Source organism: Aeromonas sp. DNRA1 (genome assembly GCF_963888745.1).
Lineage (GTDB): Bacteria > Pseudomonadota > Gammaproteobacteria > Enterobacterales > Aeromonadaceae > Aeromonas > Aeromonas hydrophila.
Window position 1 is genome coordinate 60,168 of sequence record NZ_CAWPKQ010000008.1, and the last position, 13,787, is coordinate 73,954.

At 57.7% G+C, this 13,787-nt stretch carries 16 protein-coding genes; 13 read left to right on the plus strand and 3 right to left on the minus strand.

Going from position 1 to position 13,787, the window contains the following annotated elements; genetic code table 11:
- Nucleotides 1–4: 4 nt before the first annotated feature.
- Both fmt and def read right to left on the minus strand, forming a co-directional pair.
- Nucleotides 5–949: a methionyl-tRNA formyltransferase gene (fmt, locus tag AACQ43_RS20135; RefSeq protein WP_168968512.1), complete on the minus strand. Its 945-nt coding sequence runs from the start codon at nt 947–949 to the stop codon at nt 5–7.
- A 12-nt stretch (nt 950–961) separates the two neighbouring features.
- A complete protein-coding gene (def, locus tag AACQ43_RS20140) occupies nt 962–1,474 on the minus strand; it encodes a peptide deformylase (protein WP_017766226.1) in 513 nt (170 codons plus the stop codon).
- A gap of 108 nt (nt 1,475–1,582) precedes the next feature.
- On the opposite strand from def, the gene AACQ43_RS20145 reads away from it, so the two are divergent.
- From AACQ43_RS20145 to AACQ43_RS20185, 9 genes are all read left to right on the plus strand, one after another.
- Complete coding sequence (locus AACQ43_RS20145; RefSeq protein ID WP_168968514.1) at nt 1,583–2,671, plus strand: LysM peptidoglycan-binding domain-containing protein; 1,089 nt, start codon at nt 1,583–1,585, stop codon at nt 2,669–2,671.
- A 1-nt stretch (nt 2,672) separates the two neighbouring features.
- On the plus strand, nt 2,673–3,788 hold the full coding sequence (gene dprA, locus AACQ43_RS20150) for a DNA-processing protein DprA (protein ID WP_168968519.1): 1,116 nt from the start codon (nt 2,673–2,675) through the stop codon (nt 3,786–3,788).
- Entirely contained in the window at nt 3,781–4,254 is a 474-nt protein-coding gene (locus AACQ43_RS20155) for a DUF494 family protein (protein ID WP_011704269.1), read from the plus strand. The genes dprA and AACQ43_RS20155 overlap by 8 nt, the downstream gene beginning before the upstream one ends.
- 55 nt (nt 4,255–4,309) lie before the next feature.
- Nucleotides 4,310–4,867, plus strand: a complete 558-nt coding sequence (locus tag AACQ43_RS20160; RefSeq protein WP_011704270.1) for a DNA topoisomerase family protein — start codon at nt 4,310–4,312, stop codon at nt 4,865–4,867.
- A gap of 74 nt (nt 4,868–4,941) precedes the next feature.
- Nucleotides 4,942–5,445, plus strand: coding sequence for a 5-(carboxyamino)imidazole ribonucleotide mutase (gene purE / locus AACQ43_RS20165; protein WP_011704271.1), 504 nt, complete (start codon nt 4,942–4,944; stop codon nt 5,443–5,445).
- Between the two features lie 133 nt (nt 5,446–5,578).
- Complete coding sequence (locus AACQ43_RS20170) at nt 5,579–6,139, plus strand: Sua5/YciO/YrdC/YwlC family protein (RefSeq protein ID WP_168968521.1); 561 nt, start codon at nt 5,579–5,581, stop codon at nt 6,137–6,139.
- 94 nt (nt 6,140–6,233) lie between these two features.
- A complete protein-coding gene (gene hemF / locus AACQ43_RS20175) occupies nt 6,234–7,142 on the plus strand; it encodes an oxygen-dependent coproporphyrinogen oxidase (protein WP_168968523.1) in 909 nt (302 codons plus the stop codon).
- A gap of 103 nt (nt 7,143–7,245) precedes the next feature.
- Nucleotides 7,246–8,067 (plus strand): shikimate dehydrogenase, encoded by an 822-nt coding sequence (aroE, locus tag AACQ43_RS20180; RefSeq protein ID WP_076362595.1) that lies wholly within the window; start codon nt 7,246–7,248, stop codon nt 8,065–8,067.
- Nucleotides 8,064–8,324, plus strand: a complete 261-nt coding sequence (locus tag AACQ43_RS20185; protein WP_168968525.1) for a DUF1488 family protein — start codon at nt 8,064–8,066, stop codon at nt 8,322–8,324. Before aroE ends, AACQ43_RS20185 begins: the two co-directional genes overlap by 4 nt.
- 790 nt (nt 8,325–9,114) lie before the next feature.
- Here the strand turns inward: AACQ43_RS20185 and yihA are convergent.
- Nucleotides 9,115–9,765 carry a ribosome biogenesis GTP-binding protein YihA/YsxC gene (yihA, locus tag AACQ43_RS20190; protein WP_168968527.1) on the minus strand — a complete coding sequence of 217 codons (651 nt, stop codon included), beginning with the start codon at nt 9,763–9,765 and terminating at the stop codon, nt 9,115–9,117.
- A gap of 142 nt (nt 9,766–9,907) precedes the next feature.
- Between yihA and AACQ43_RS20195 the strand changes: the two genes are divergently transcribed.
- From AACQ43_RS20195 to hemN, 4 genes are all read left to right on the plus strand, one after another.
- Nucleotides 9,908–10,525 carry a c-type cytochrome gene (locus tag AACQ43_RS20195; protein WP_016349084.1) on the plus strand — a complete coding sequence of 206 codons (618 nt, stop codon included), beginning with the start codon at nt 9,908–9,910 and terminating at the stop codon, nt 10,523–10,525.
- A gap of 824 nt (nt 10,526–11,349) precedes the next feature.
- Nucleotides 11,350–11,928 carry a Der GTPase-activating protein YihI gene (gene yihI / locus AACQ43_RS20200; RefSeq protein WP_168968529.1) on the plus strand — a complete coding sequence of 193 codons (579 nt, stop codon included), beginning with the start codon at nt 11,350–11,352 and terminating at the stop codon, nt 11,926–11,928.
- 11 nt (nt 11,929–11,939) lie between these two features.
- Entirely contained in the window at nt 11,940–12,380 is a 441-nt protein-coding gene (locus tag AACQ43_RS20205; protein ID WP_168968561.1) for a DUF2489 domain-containing protein, read from the plus strand.
- A 26-nt stretch (nt 12,381–12,406) separates the two neighbouring features.
- A complete protein-coding gene (gene hemN / locus AACQ43_RS20210; RefSeq protein WP_043126552.1) occupies nt 12,407–13,780 on the plus strand; it encodes an oxygen-independent coproporphyrinogen III oxidase in 1,374 nt (457 codons plus the stop codon).
- Nucleotides 13,781–13,787 lie beyond the last annotated feature (7 nt).

Below are 13,787 nucleotides of genomic sequence, written 5' to 3' on the forward strand. Positions count from 1 at the left end.
CAGTTCAATTCAATTGCGTGCCGGGTTCAAACCAGTCGCGGCGAGAGTTGAGCAGGTCCGTCACGGACATGGCCTTCTTGCCGGGCGGCTGCAGGGTCAGCAGGCGCAGCACGCCCTTGCCGGTGGCGATGTCGATCCCCTGTTTGTCAGCCTTGAGCAGGGTACCGGCCGCCTGGCCGTGATCCTGTGCGACGACTTCGGCTTGCCATACCTTGACGGTCTGGCCGGCGACTTCAAACCAGCTGATGGGCCAGGGGTTGAAGGCGCGGATGCAGCGCTCGATGGCGACGGCTTCCATCGACCAGTCGATACGGGCCTCCTCCTTGGAGAGCTTCTCGGCGTAGTTGGCCTGTGCATCGTCCTGCGCTTCGGCGGCGGTGTTGCCGGCAGCCATGGCATTGACGGTGTCGACCAGCGCCTGCGGGCCCAGTCCGGCCAGCTTGTCATAGAGGCTGGCAGAGGTTTCGTTGGCGGCGATGGGGCAGCTCACCTTGCGGATAATGGCGCCGGTATCCAGCCCCACATCCATCTGCATGATGGTGACGCCGGTTTCGGCATCGCCCGCCCAGATGGAACGCTGGATCGGGGCGGCACCGCGCCAGCGCGGCAGCAGGGAGCCGTGCACGTTGATGCAACCCAGCCGCGGAGTGTCGAGCACGGCCTTGGGCAGGATCAGGCCGTAGGCCACCACCACCATCAGGTCGGCGCCAAGGGTGGCCAGCTCGGCCTGGGCCTCTTCCTTGCGCAGGGAGGCGGGTTGATAGACCGGCAGACTGTGGGCCAACGCCAGCTCCTTGACCGGGCTGGCGGTAAGCTTCTGGCCGCGGCCGGCAGGCTTGTCGGGCTGGGTATAAACGGCGACGACCTCGTGGTCGGAAGACAACAACGCCGCCAGGTGACGGGCGGCGAAGTCGGGAGTACCGGCAAAAATCAGTTTCAGCTTATTCAATGGGGCAGATCCTCAGAGGACTTTGCGATCTTCACGGGCCATCTTTTCCAGCTTCTGGCGAATGCGCTGGCGCTTGAGCGGGGACAAGTAATCCACAAACAGCTTGCCGACCAGATGGTCCATCTCATGCTGGATGCAGATGGCGAGCAGATCGTCTGCTTCCAGCTCGAATGTCTTGCCGTGGCGATCCAGGGCGCGCACCTTGACCCACTCGGCGCGGGGCACCAGGGCACGGCTGCCGGGCACGGAGAGGCACCCTTCCTCGATGCCGGTGCTGCCGGCCTGTTCGATGATCTCGGGGTTGATCAATACCAGAGGATCTTCACGGTTTTCAGAGACATCGATCACTATGATGCGCTGATGAATGTCGACCTGAGTGGCGGCGAGGCCGATGCCTTCCTCCGCGTACATGGTTTCGAACATATCATCTACAATGTGTTGTAACTCGGGTGTAAAGGTCTCGACAGGGGCTGCGACTGTACGCAGACGCTCATCGGGGAAACGCAATACATCTAGAATGGCCATAGTTTTTTCTTTAGTTTCGTATAAATGCAGTCAATATTGGCGTAATTCTAGTCATTTACGCCGACAAAAAACAGCAACACTTTGCGCGCAGAAGTAACAGGGAGTGTTATGTATCTGAAGCAAACCATCCTCGCCTGTATGTTGGCCACCCTGAGCCAGGGCGTGCTGGCCGACCAGCTGAAACTGAAAGCGGGTTATCCCGAGACCTATGTGGTGCAAAAAGGCGATACCCTCTGGGATATTTCCGGCCAGTATCTGGCGGAGCCCTGGCTATGGCCAAGGCTCTGGAACATCAACCCGCAGATCGCCAATCCGCACTGGATCTATCCGGGCGACGTGCTGCATCTGAGCTGGGTCAACGGCGAACCGCGGCTTGGCAAGGCGATGCAGGGCGGCAAGCAGGTTGTTCATCTCTCTCCCAAGAGCCGCTACGAGAACAAGGCCAACCCCATTCCTACCCTGCCGCTCAGCGAGATCGGCCCTTTCTTGCAAACCGACCATATTCTGGCTGACAGCCAGCAGGCAAAGCAGCTGCCTTATGTGCTGGGCAATGATGAGGCACACATCGGCATGCTGGAGGGGGATACCCTCTACGTACAGGGCTCGCTGATTCCGGGTCAGGACTATGGCATCTATCATCCGGGGACCATCTACAAAGACAAGAAGAGTGGCGAACAGCTGGGGCAAGAGGCGGTCTTCGTCGGCACGGCCAGGGCGGAAGCCCTGCTGCCGGACGGCCGCACCCGGGTTACCCTCAGCCACAACCAGCGCGAGGTGTATCAGGGCGACAAGCTGATGCCGTTCCCGCCGCAGGAGAGCCTCTCCGCCGTGTTCACTCCCAAGGCTGCCCCCGTCATCTCGCCCGGCTATATCGTCGATTTGCCGAGCAAGGCTCGCGGCGGTGGCAAGTTCGACGTCGTGCTCATCAACAAGGGCATGCGTGATCAGGTTGCCCCCGGCGATGTGCTGGAGATATTGCGGCCCGGTGCCCGGCTGGTGAGCAAGAATGGCAAGGTCGCCTATCGGGAGTACTCCTCCGTCTATGACAAGACCTTCTATTCGTCCGGCAAGCCACCCCTGCCGTCGGAGGCCGTGGCCCGGGTCATGTTGTTCAAGGTGTACGACAAGCTGAGTTATGGCCTGATCCTGCAGAGTCAGGACATGGTCAGCACCGGTTATCAGGTCAGCAACTTCTGACGTGCCTCTTCCATCCGGGCGACTCGCGCTGTGGTTGACGCTGGATGCCGTCACCGGTATCGGTCCGGTCACCGCCGCTCGCCTGCTGGCCCATTTTGGCGGTGACATTGTCACCCTGTTCGACGCCGACGACGGCACCTTGCGAGCTCTTGGTCTGCAGAGCGCTCAAATCCAGCAGTTGAGGTGGCCCCAGCCGGTTGCCGAGCAGGCGCTGAGCTGGGCCGCCGAGCCCGGCAATCACCTCCTGTGTCCGGATGACCCCGTCTATCCCGCTTTGCTCAAAGAGATCCCCGCCACCCCGCTGCTGCTCTACTGCCGTGGCAACCTGGCTGCCCTGTCTGTTCCTTCGCTGGCGATGGTTGGCACGCGCCATCCCACCTATGCCGGCAAGGACAATGCTGCCCGCCTCTGTGGTGAGCTGGTCGCCTGCGGGCTGGCCATTACCTCCGGACTGGCGCTTGGCATCGACGGGGTGTGTCATCAGCAGGCGCTGGCGGCAGGGGGGACTACCCTGGCCGTGCTGGGCTCAGGGCTCGACTGCCTATATCCGAAGCGCCATCAGGGGTTGGCTATGGAGATCCTGGCGCAAGGCGGCTTGCTTATCTCCGAGCTGGCGCCCGACAAGGGGCCGCTGGCCGAGCACTTTCCACGGCGCAATCGCATCATCAGTGGCTTGTCGCTGGGTACCCTGGTGGTAGAGGCGGCCGAGCAGAGTGGTTCGCTCATCACGGCCCGTTATGCATTGGAGCAGGGGCGAGAGGTCTTTGCTGTACCTGGTGCCCCGCAAAACGTGCAGGCACTGGGTTGCAACAAATTAATCCAGCAGGGGGCCAAACTTGTATTGAGCGCGGCCGATATAGTGGAAGAGCTGCCCGGATTTGTCGGTCTGCTGCAGCAAGTGGCTGACTTGTCTGAGCATTCGAATAATAGCGAATTGCCTTATGCCGATTTGTTGGATAACGTAGATTATGAGACCACGAGCGTGGATACCGTTGCCGAACGGTCCCAGCTTCCTGTCGAAGTGGTATTGGGCAGGTTGGTAGAGCTGGAGCTGGCCGGTGCAGTGATGGCGGTAGCCGGTGGATACGTCAGAGCGAGGAGGGCGAATCATGTTTGATGTATTGATGTACCTTTTCGAGACCTACATCCACAGCGATGCAGATGTGATGGTCGAGCAGAATGAACTCACCGACGAACTGAGCCGGGCAGGTTTCGACAAAGACGAGATCGAGAAGGCGCTCAACTGGCTGGAGAGACTGGCCAACCTGCATGACAGTGAGCGGGAGGTCTACGTGGCCGCCAGTGCGCAAGGCTCCATGCGTATCTACGCTCCACAAGAACTGGCACGCCTCAGTACCGAGTGCCGCGGTTTCCTGCTGTTTCTGGAACAAGCCCAGGTACTCAATGCCGAAACCCGCGAAATCTGCATCGAGCGCCTGCTCGAGCTTGATAAACCGGATATCGAGCTGGACGATCTGAAGTGGGTAGTCATGATGGTGCTGTTCAACGTACCGGGCAGTGAAAATGCCTACCAGCAGATGGAAGAGCTGGTGTTTGACGAGTCAGACGGTGTCATCCACTGACAGCCCGGTGCCGCGCTGGTAGAATTCAGGTCATCTGGATTTCAAGGCGCGGCCCATGTCAAAAATCGATCATCACCTCTTTTCAGCCCACGAACATGCCTTCGAGCGCGAACCGTGCCCGCAGTGTGGGGCCGAGCTGGTGATCCGCCAGGGCAAGCATGGTCCCTTCCTCGGTTGCTCCGCCTATCCTGTCTGCGATTACATCCGCTCCCTGACTCCATCCGGTCGTGATATCGAGAAGGTGCTTGAAGGCTCGGCCTGCCCGGATTGCGGCCAGCCACTGGCGATCAAGAAGGGGCGTTATGGTCTGTTTGTTGGTTGCACCCAGTATCCGGCTTGCCAGCACATCGAATCCCTGCAGGAGAGCGACGATACCCAGATCCTCTGCCCAGAGTGTGGCAAGGGGCACCTCATCAGCCGAACCTCCCGCTATGGCAAGCAGTTCTACTCTTGCGACGGCTACCCCCATTGCAAATATGTGGTGAATGACAAGCCGGTCCCCATGCCTTGTCCGCAATGTGGCTGGGGTATCATGGTCGAGAAAAAGGTGAGGGGAGCCCTGCGCTGGATCTGCCCGCAAAAGAAATGCGGCCACCAGAGCGAGCAGGTATAATCCGGCCGCCACAAGCGTATTGAAACGTTTTCGGCGAACTTCAACCCCCCACTTGGAGTAAGGAAATTCCCACCATGAATAAACCCTTTGTTGCCGTATTGATGGGCTCTGATTCTGATTTTCCGGTGATGCAGACCACTCTAGAGGTGCTCAAGTCATTCGATATCGCGGTAGAAGTGAAAGTGACCTCTGCACACCGTACCCCGGCTGCGACGCATCAGTACGTGACCGACGCCGAAGCCCGTGGCTGCAAGGTCTTTATCTGTGCCGCCGGTCTCGCCGCTCACTTGGCGGGCGCCGTGGCGGGTATCACGACTCGTCCCGTGATCGGTGTGCCCATCGATGGTGGCCCGCTCAAGGGGCTGGATGCACTGCTTTCCACCGTGCAGATGCCAGGTGGGGTGCCGGTGGCGACCGTGGCGATCGGCAAGGCCGGCGCCAAGAATGCAGGCTATCTGGCAGCTCAGATGCTGGCAGTGGCGGATGATGAACTGGCGGCCAAGGTGCAGGCAGAACGCCAGAAAAATGCCGACGAGGTACTGGCCAAGGACGCTGCCTTACAGGCCCTGCTCAAGTAAGCTCCGAGACGGCAACCACCAGCCCGTTCGTCATCAACTTCTCGCTGGTCAATGAAGGGGACCGTCAGGGTCGCCGTTTCGTAGGCTCAATATTAATCAATGATGAGGCGACAGCCCGGCTGTCGCATTTTTTATGCCCAATGAATTTGAACTTGCAGTTGCCGCCCTCCAGCGCGATGGGGTGATTGCCTATGCAACCGAGGCGGTATTTGGCCTGGGTTGTGATCCTGACTCCGAGTCGGCGGTACACCGTCTGCTGGCGATCAAGCAACGCCCGGTGGAGAAGGGGCTGATCCTGATCGCTGCCGATCTGGCTCAGTTGCAGGATTACATCGATCTGGACCAGCTTACTGACGAGCAGCTGGCCCGAGTGAAAGCGAGCTGGCCTGGTCCCTTCACCTGGATCATGCCGGCGCGCAGCAATACCCCGGCCTGGCTGACCGGTCAGTTTACCACCCTGGCGGTGCGTGTGACGGCCCATCCGCAGGTGCAGGCCTTGTGCCGCGCGTTTGGCAAGCCGCTGGTCTCTACCAGTGCCAACCTGACGGGTGAAGAGCCTGCCCGGCAGGTGGCGGACATCGGTGAATTGCTGGCGAGTCAGCTGGCCTATATCTTGCCCGGCGAAGTGGGGGGGCAAGCCAATCCGTCCGAGATCAAGGATGCCAGAACCGGCGCCATCATCCGCCCCTCTTGAACCGCTCGGAGAGCGGCAATGCGGATCGGCTTAGCCCATCCGGCGACATCACAATAATAGGGTCAGGCGACGATCCTGGCTGACTGGAGACAAGATGAGCAAACCGGATGTGGCCCAGGTCAAGGCCTTCCTGCTGCAGTTGCAGGACGAGATCTGCCGTGGTCTGGAACTGGCCGATGGCGGCGGACACTTTGTTGAAGATGCCTGGCGCCGCGAAGGAGGTGGCGGTGGCCGCACTCGCGTGCTGCGTCACGGTGCCGTGATCGAGCAGGGAGGGGTCAACTTCTCCCACGTTCATGGCGACGCCATGCCAGCCTCGGCGACGGCCCATCGGCCGGAACTGGCGGGCCGCCGGTTTGAGGCCATGGGGGTGTCGCTGGTGATCCACCCACACAATCCGTACGTGCCGACCAGCCACGCCAATGTGCGCTTCTTCATCGCCGAGAAAGAGGGGGAGGCGCCGATCTGGTGGTTTGGTGGCGGCTTCGATCTCACCCCGTTTTATCCGTTCGAAGAGGACGTGCGGCATTGGCATCAGGTCTCCTTCGATCTTTGTCAGCCGTTCGGCACCGATATTTATTCCGAGTTCAAATCCTGGTGCGATCGCTACTTCTTCCTCAAGCACCGGGACGAGACGCGTGGTGCCGGCGGCCTTTTCTTCGATGATCTGAATCGCTGGCCGTTTGCCGACTGTTTCGCCTTTATGCAGGCGGTCGGCAAGGGCTATCTCGATGCCTACCTGCCGATTGTCGAGCGCCGCAAGGCGCTGGCTTATGGCGAACGGGAGCGGGAATTCCAGCTCTATCGACGTGGCCGCTATGTGGAGTTCAATCTGGTGTATGACCGTGGCACCCTGTTTGGTTTGCAGACTGGCGGGCGTACCGAGTCGATTCTGATGTCGATGCCGCCGCTGGCGCGCTGGGAATATGACTGGCAGCCGCCAGCGGGCAGCCCGGAAGCATTGCTCTACAGCGACTACCTCAAACCACGCGAGTGGTTGTGACCTGAGGGGCCATGATGGCCCCTTCTTATTGGCCGATATTCGGCTTGTTCCTGAGTGCGAAAACCCGTTAAATCGGGAGATTGCCCTCTGAAGGAACTCTTTGATGGATCGTTATCTGGTTTTTGGCCACCCGGTGCGCCACAGCAAGTCTCCCTTTATTCATACCCTGTTTGCCAGGCAAACCCAGCAGGAGCTGGAATATGGTCTGGCTGAGCCGGCCGTCGAAGAGTTCGCCACCAGTCTGAGAGACTTCTTTGCCCAAGGTGGCAAGGGATGCAATGTCACCGTCCCCTTCAAGGAGCAGGCATTCGCCCTGGTCGATCGACTGAGCCCTCGGGCCCGGCGGGCGGGGGCAGTCAACACCATCAAGCTGACCGATGATGGCGTACTGCTCGGTGACAACACCGATGGTGCCGGGTTGGTGGCCGACCTCAAGGCGCATGGTGTGGCACTTGCCAGCAGCAGGATCCTGCTACTAGGGGCGGGTGGCGCTGCGCGCGGTGCGCTGGCTCCGCTGCTGGCCGAGCAACCCGAGGCATTGGTTATCGCCAACCGTACTCACGCCAGGGCGGAGCAGCTGGCTGCCGAGTTTCGTGATCTGGGGGCGGTCAGTGCCCAGACCTATGAACAGCTGGGTGGCCATTTCGATCTGATCATCAACTCCACCTCCGCCAGTCTGCAGGGGGAGTTGCCGCCGCTCCCTCCGGCGCTGATCCATACCGATATCGCCATCTACGACATGATGTATGGCGCGACCGATACCCCCTTTATCGCCTGGGCCAAGGGGCAGGGGGCTCGCCAGACCCTAGACGGTCTCGGCATGCTGGTGGAACAGGCGGCAGAAGCCTTTACCGTGTGGCGCGGAATCCGGCCAGGGACTAAACAGGTATTGAGAGAACTGAAACGAAATCTGGGGACCCTATGAACCAAGGCATCTTGTTTCCCGAGCTGGCCAACTGGCAAGCGCACGAACAGCGGATCCACTTTCCTGCCCAGCAGATGGGGGCGCTGGTGGATTGCTACATCAGTCGCCGGCGTCTGGAGAAAATGACCGGGCTCTCCCTCGCCAGAGAGGAAGACATCCTGCGAGCCTTCGAAAGCGTGCGTTTTGACATCGAAGAGATTGCTGAAAAACTCATTGAGGAACAGGAGTTTGCAGAAGATGGCGCCATCTACCTCTGATTTTTTCAAGTTTTTTCTCAAAGCAGCGGAACTTGCGCCAAGTTGTGCTGACTAACTAGATAGTTGAGGAAGTGCTAGCTAGTCACCTTTATAACTCCCCGGTATTCGTACTGGGGATTTTTTTATCTATATGAAAAATAACATGATTTATGTAATTCATTTTTCGTGAAACTTAATTACATAAATTACTTTCACTTTCTGCTGCTTTGCTATACAGTTAGCAACGTAGGGTACAGAGGTAAGATGTTCTATCTTTCAGACCTTTTATTTCACGTAATTGAATGTGGCTGAATAGCGACCCCGGTGAGTCATCATCGGGGTGTTTTTTTATGGCTTGCATTTAGAGTAAATGCTTTAATGTTGGCGAATGTTTGTTAGAATGAAGGGGCTTCTTGAGGAAAACCAGTCGTCTTTGTTCTCAAGATTTAGCTTCTTCCCAATTTTTGAACTGATTGTTTAAGGCCGGTACTGCGTTTGCAGAACCGGCCTCATTTTTATCCGTTCCATTGACTGTTTTGTAATAAAATTTCACTTTGGTACTTATTTGGTGAGGGAACGCCCCCGCCGGCATCTATTTTTGAAAACGTTGCCAATGGGATGAAAAGTTAATTGTTATATAGAATTAACTATTTATCCCATTGATAAAAATAGTGTTTCAAGAACTCATCGTAGGGAGTGGGCGATGTCACTGGCGAGAGGGGTTATGGCAAGCAGACTGAAAGCCTTTCAATCAGCGGAGGAGCTGCTCCGCCAATTGCAGGGGTTGGTTGTGGTGTATACAGGACGTAGCTTACTCCTCGAGCGGTGCTTGCTCACCGTCAGTCATGTCATCGGCGCCTGCGAGATACCAGCCAGTCAGCGTCTGTGCCAGTTTTTCGACCCCGATCTGGGTCAGTGAAGAGAAGGCTTCCACCTGGATCTGCGGACCCAGCTCGGCTACGGCCTGACGTACCTTGATGACCTGAGTGTTGCGCGGACCCGGGCTCAGCTTGTCGGCCTTGGTCAGCAGCAGCATGACTGGCAGTTTGCGGTGAGAGCTCCACTCCAGCATGTTCATATCGGTATCTTTGAGCGGATGGCGGATGTCCATCAGGATCACCAGACCTTTCAATGACTCACGACGCTGCAGATATTCCGCCAGCGACTTTTGCCACTTGAGCTTCATTTCCAGCGGAACCTGCGCATAACCGTAGCCCGGCAGGTCGACCAGACGCTTGCCCGGTTCCAGCTCAAACAGGTTGATCAGCTGGGTACGTCCCGGCGTCTTACTGGTGCGGGCCAGGTTCTTGTGCTTGGTCAAGGTATTCAATGCAGATGACTTACCGGCGTTGGAACGGCCGGCAAACGCAATCTCGACACCCCCATCATTTGGCAGGTGACGGATGTCGGGTGCGCTGGTCACAAAATGCACCTTATTGAAATTCAGAGTTTGTGTATCCAACGTAAATTCCCCATAGAGATAGAGGGTTATAGAGTTACTTTTTTGTGAAATCGTGTAAAATGGCGTCGCTTAAACGCGTTTATTTTAACATGCCTTCAGCGGCATGGGATCTGGAAGCCTAATAACGAGAAGTTGGAACGCCATGAAGAACCTAGTCATTACTCTTGCTCTGATGGTTGGCGTAACGGGGATGGCACAAGCCAAGGGCGATGCCGCTGCGGGACAAACCAAGGCTGCCGTTTGCGCGGCTTGTCATGGACCGGACGGCAACAGCCTAGTCGATATGTACCCCAAGATTGCTGGTCAGCACGCATCATATATCAAAAAGCAGTTAGTTGAACTGAAGGCTGCAGCTTCTGGTCAAACTGGCCGGGTTGCACCCATCATGGGGCCGATGGCGCTTCCTCTGTCTGAACAGGACATGGAAGACCTGGCAGCCTACTTCTCCAGTCAGAAGGTGACGCCGCTCGCGGTACCAGATGACGCCGTCGCTGCAGGCAAGGCGCTGTACATGGGAGGGGACATGAGCCGTGGTCTGGCTGCCTGTACTGCCTGCCATGGTCCGCGCGGTTCGGGCGTCGAGCAGGCCAAGTATCCGAGCCTGTCCGGCCAGCATCCTGCCTACATCAAGGCCCAGCTCACGGCTTTTAGGGCCGCAGCCCGTGACAACGACCCGAACAGCATGATGCGGGACGTTGCCAAGAAGCTGACCGATCAGGATATCGAAGTACTGTCCAAATATGTGGCAGGTCTGCACTGATCAAGCAGGATGATATTATCTCATTGATATTGACGAGGAGCCGCAGGCTCCTCGTTTCTTTTCGGCCTTTAACACCATTTGGCCAATTTTTTCTCGCATTGTTGTAAGAGATCTACCATTCCTCAGCCTGGCCAGGGCTTAAACATTTTTAGAAAAATGCTTAGTAATTCATTAATTTCAATATGTTAAATGACAATAAGTCGTTTATCTCCGTTTGAAAACGTTCCCGATGGATTGAGCCACTTTATTAAATTGATACAGTGGATGCATGGAATGACCCACGTGGTGGTTCACGACCGGGATGTCGTGAAGACAGGATGTCGATGAGGCGGGATGCCAAGGGCCACGTGAGTGGCCGGCAATGGATTGAAAGACCAGGATGGTGACCGTTCAGGAAGAGCGGGGCTGCGGGAAGCAACCACCCCAGAAGATGACCGGACGTCGTCTGCATGGGTCAGGCAAGCACACGCACATTCAGGATCGACCAATTAAGGTCAGGATGACCATACACAAAGATATGATGCGCAGAGGTATCACCACGGACAGGGTGATTTGCAGCCAGGGATGGGACTCGCATAAACATATCAAGGCAGCTTCGGCTGCCTTTTTTCTTTTGGGTCATTAACCCGCTTGGTCATTCTGTGTCAAAATACCAGCAACATGCCCAGAGGATGCCGATCCTGCGGTATTCGAAGGCCATTTATGGCCGGATTGGTGCAGAATCCCGCTCTGTTTCTAATCCATCGTTCCCCGTGTCAGCATCCTCTTCCGGACCTTTTCGAACCGGAAACGGGTTTCAATCCAGTTATTTGTCGGAGTCATTCATGTCGGCTAAACAACCCAATCGCAAACCTGCCGGTAAGCGCAAAGAATCAGATGCCAGTGCCCAGGAAGGCCGTGAGCGCAAACGCGCCGCCAAGCGCAAGGGCTTGAAGGCAGGATCCCGCCAGCAGGTCGAGCAGGCCGGCAAGAAGAGTGGAACCAAGCAGGCCAAGGATCCGCGCATCGGTTCCCGCAAGCCAGTTGTTCTTATCGTGGAAGAGAAGAGCAGCAAGCCGGTCGCGCCCAAGCAGGTCAAAGAGAAGAAGCTGGTGATGACGCCGGAGCAGGAGCTGGCCTCCATCGAGAATGATGATCGCCTGAATGACCTGCTGGATCGGCTCGATGCCGGTGAGACCCTGGAAGTAACCGAGCAGGCCTGGGTCGATCAGCGGGTTGACCGCTATCAGGAACTGATGGACGAGCTTGGCATCATCGACACTGATGATGACGAAGATGAAGCTGACTTTGATGAGGTCGACTTTGACGAGCCGGGGCAGCCAGCCTCCGAAGAGGAGCTGTGGGATCGTTTCACCCAGGTCGACTATCAGCCAGAGCCCAAGCCTGAGCCGAAGAAAAAGTGATGAGTGGATGGATGCTGGCCGCCTTGCTGGGCGGCCTGATTTTGTTGGGACTGGCCTGGTATGCCGGTACCCTGCTGGCACGTCTCAAGCGCCAGCACGACAGCCAGCAGCAGGCTATCGCGGCCCGCAATGAACGGATCCTCGAGAGTGTCAGGGTGATAGCCCATGCGGTACGGGATGGTCAGTGCGATTACTCCGAGGGTGCCATCCGGTTGACCAATCTGCTGGATGCGTTGCAGATCAAGGGCGGTCGCGCCTTTGCCGGCGAATTTCCGGGGTTGTACGGTCTCTACGAGAAGGTGAAGGAGATGCCGACTCATGAGGCGAGACGGGCCCTCAAACGCAATGAAGTCATGAAGATGGATCTCGAACGCAGTGGCTATGAGGCCGAGCTGGAGGCGCAGATCCTCGAGGATGTGGCCAGACTGAAGGATTTTCAGTTTAGCCGGTGAGCCGATAACAAAAAGAGGAAGCAAGCGTGCAAGCAGAACAGATTGTGTGGGATCAGGCCCTGATCGAAAAATATAACTACAGCGGTCCGCGTTACACCTCCTATCCCACTGCGCTGGAGTTCAACGAGGGTTTCGGTTATCCGGACTTCGTCCAGGCCGCGAGCCAGTATCCGGCGCGCAACCTGTCGCTCTACGTGCATATCCCCTTCTGTCACAAGCTCTGCTACTACTGCGGCTGCAACAAGGTGATCACCCGTCACCGCCACAAGGCCGATCAGTACCTCGATTTCCTCGAGCAGGAGATCAAGGCGCAGGCTCCGCTGTTCAAGCAGCGGCTGGTGACCCAGCTGCACTGGGGCGGCGGCACACCCACCTATCTGGATGAACCCCAGACTCGCCGACTGATGGCCATGTTGCGGGAGCATTTCCACTTCGCCGAAGAGGGCGAAATCAGCATCGAGGTGGATCCACGGGAGATCGAGCTCTCCATGCTGGACGTACTGCGGGAGATCGGCTTCAACCGCATCAGCCTCGGTGTGCAGGATTTCAACAAGGAGGTCCAGGTCGCGGTCAACCGCGAGCAGGACAACGACTTCATCCGCGCCATGCTGGAGCGGGCTCGCGAACTGGGCTTTCGTTCCACCAACCTGGATCTCATCTACGGTCTGCCGCACCAGAACCGGGAGAGCTTCCATCACACCTTGGAGGAGGTGCTCAAGACCGATCCGGCCCGCCTCTCCATCTTCAATTATGCCCACCTGCCGAGCCGTTTTGCCGCCCAGCACAAGCTGAAAGAGGCGGATATGCCGGCGCCGCAGGAAAAACTGGCCATGCTGCAGGACACCATTGCCTTCCTGACCGGCCGTGGTTATCAGTTCATCGGCATGGATCACTTCGCCAAGCCGGACGACGAGCTGGCGGTGGCCCAGCGTGAGGGCAAGCTGCACCGCAACTTCCAGGGCTATACCACCCAGGGGGATTGCGATCTGCTGGGGCTGGGGGTCTCCTCCATCAGCATGATCGGTGATGCCTATTCCCAGAACCAGAAAGAGCTCAAGGCCTACTATGGCCAGGTGGAAACGCTGGGGCATGCCCAGTGGAAGGGGTGCTCTCTCAATCAGGATGACCTGATCCGCCGCGAGGTGATCAAGCGCCTCATCTGCGATTTTCGCCTGAACTTTGCCGCCGTCGAGCAGGCCCATGGCCTGGTGTTCAGAGAGTACTTTGCGGAGGATCTCAAGCTGCTGCAGACCTTCATCGATGACGGCCTGGTGCGGATGACCGAAGAGGGGCTGGAAGTGGTCTCCACCGGTCAGCTGCTGATCCGCAACATCTGCATGTGCTTCGATGTCTACCTGCGCAACAAGGCGCGCCAGCAGCAGTTCTCCCGGGTGATCTGATGCCCTG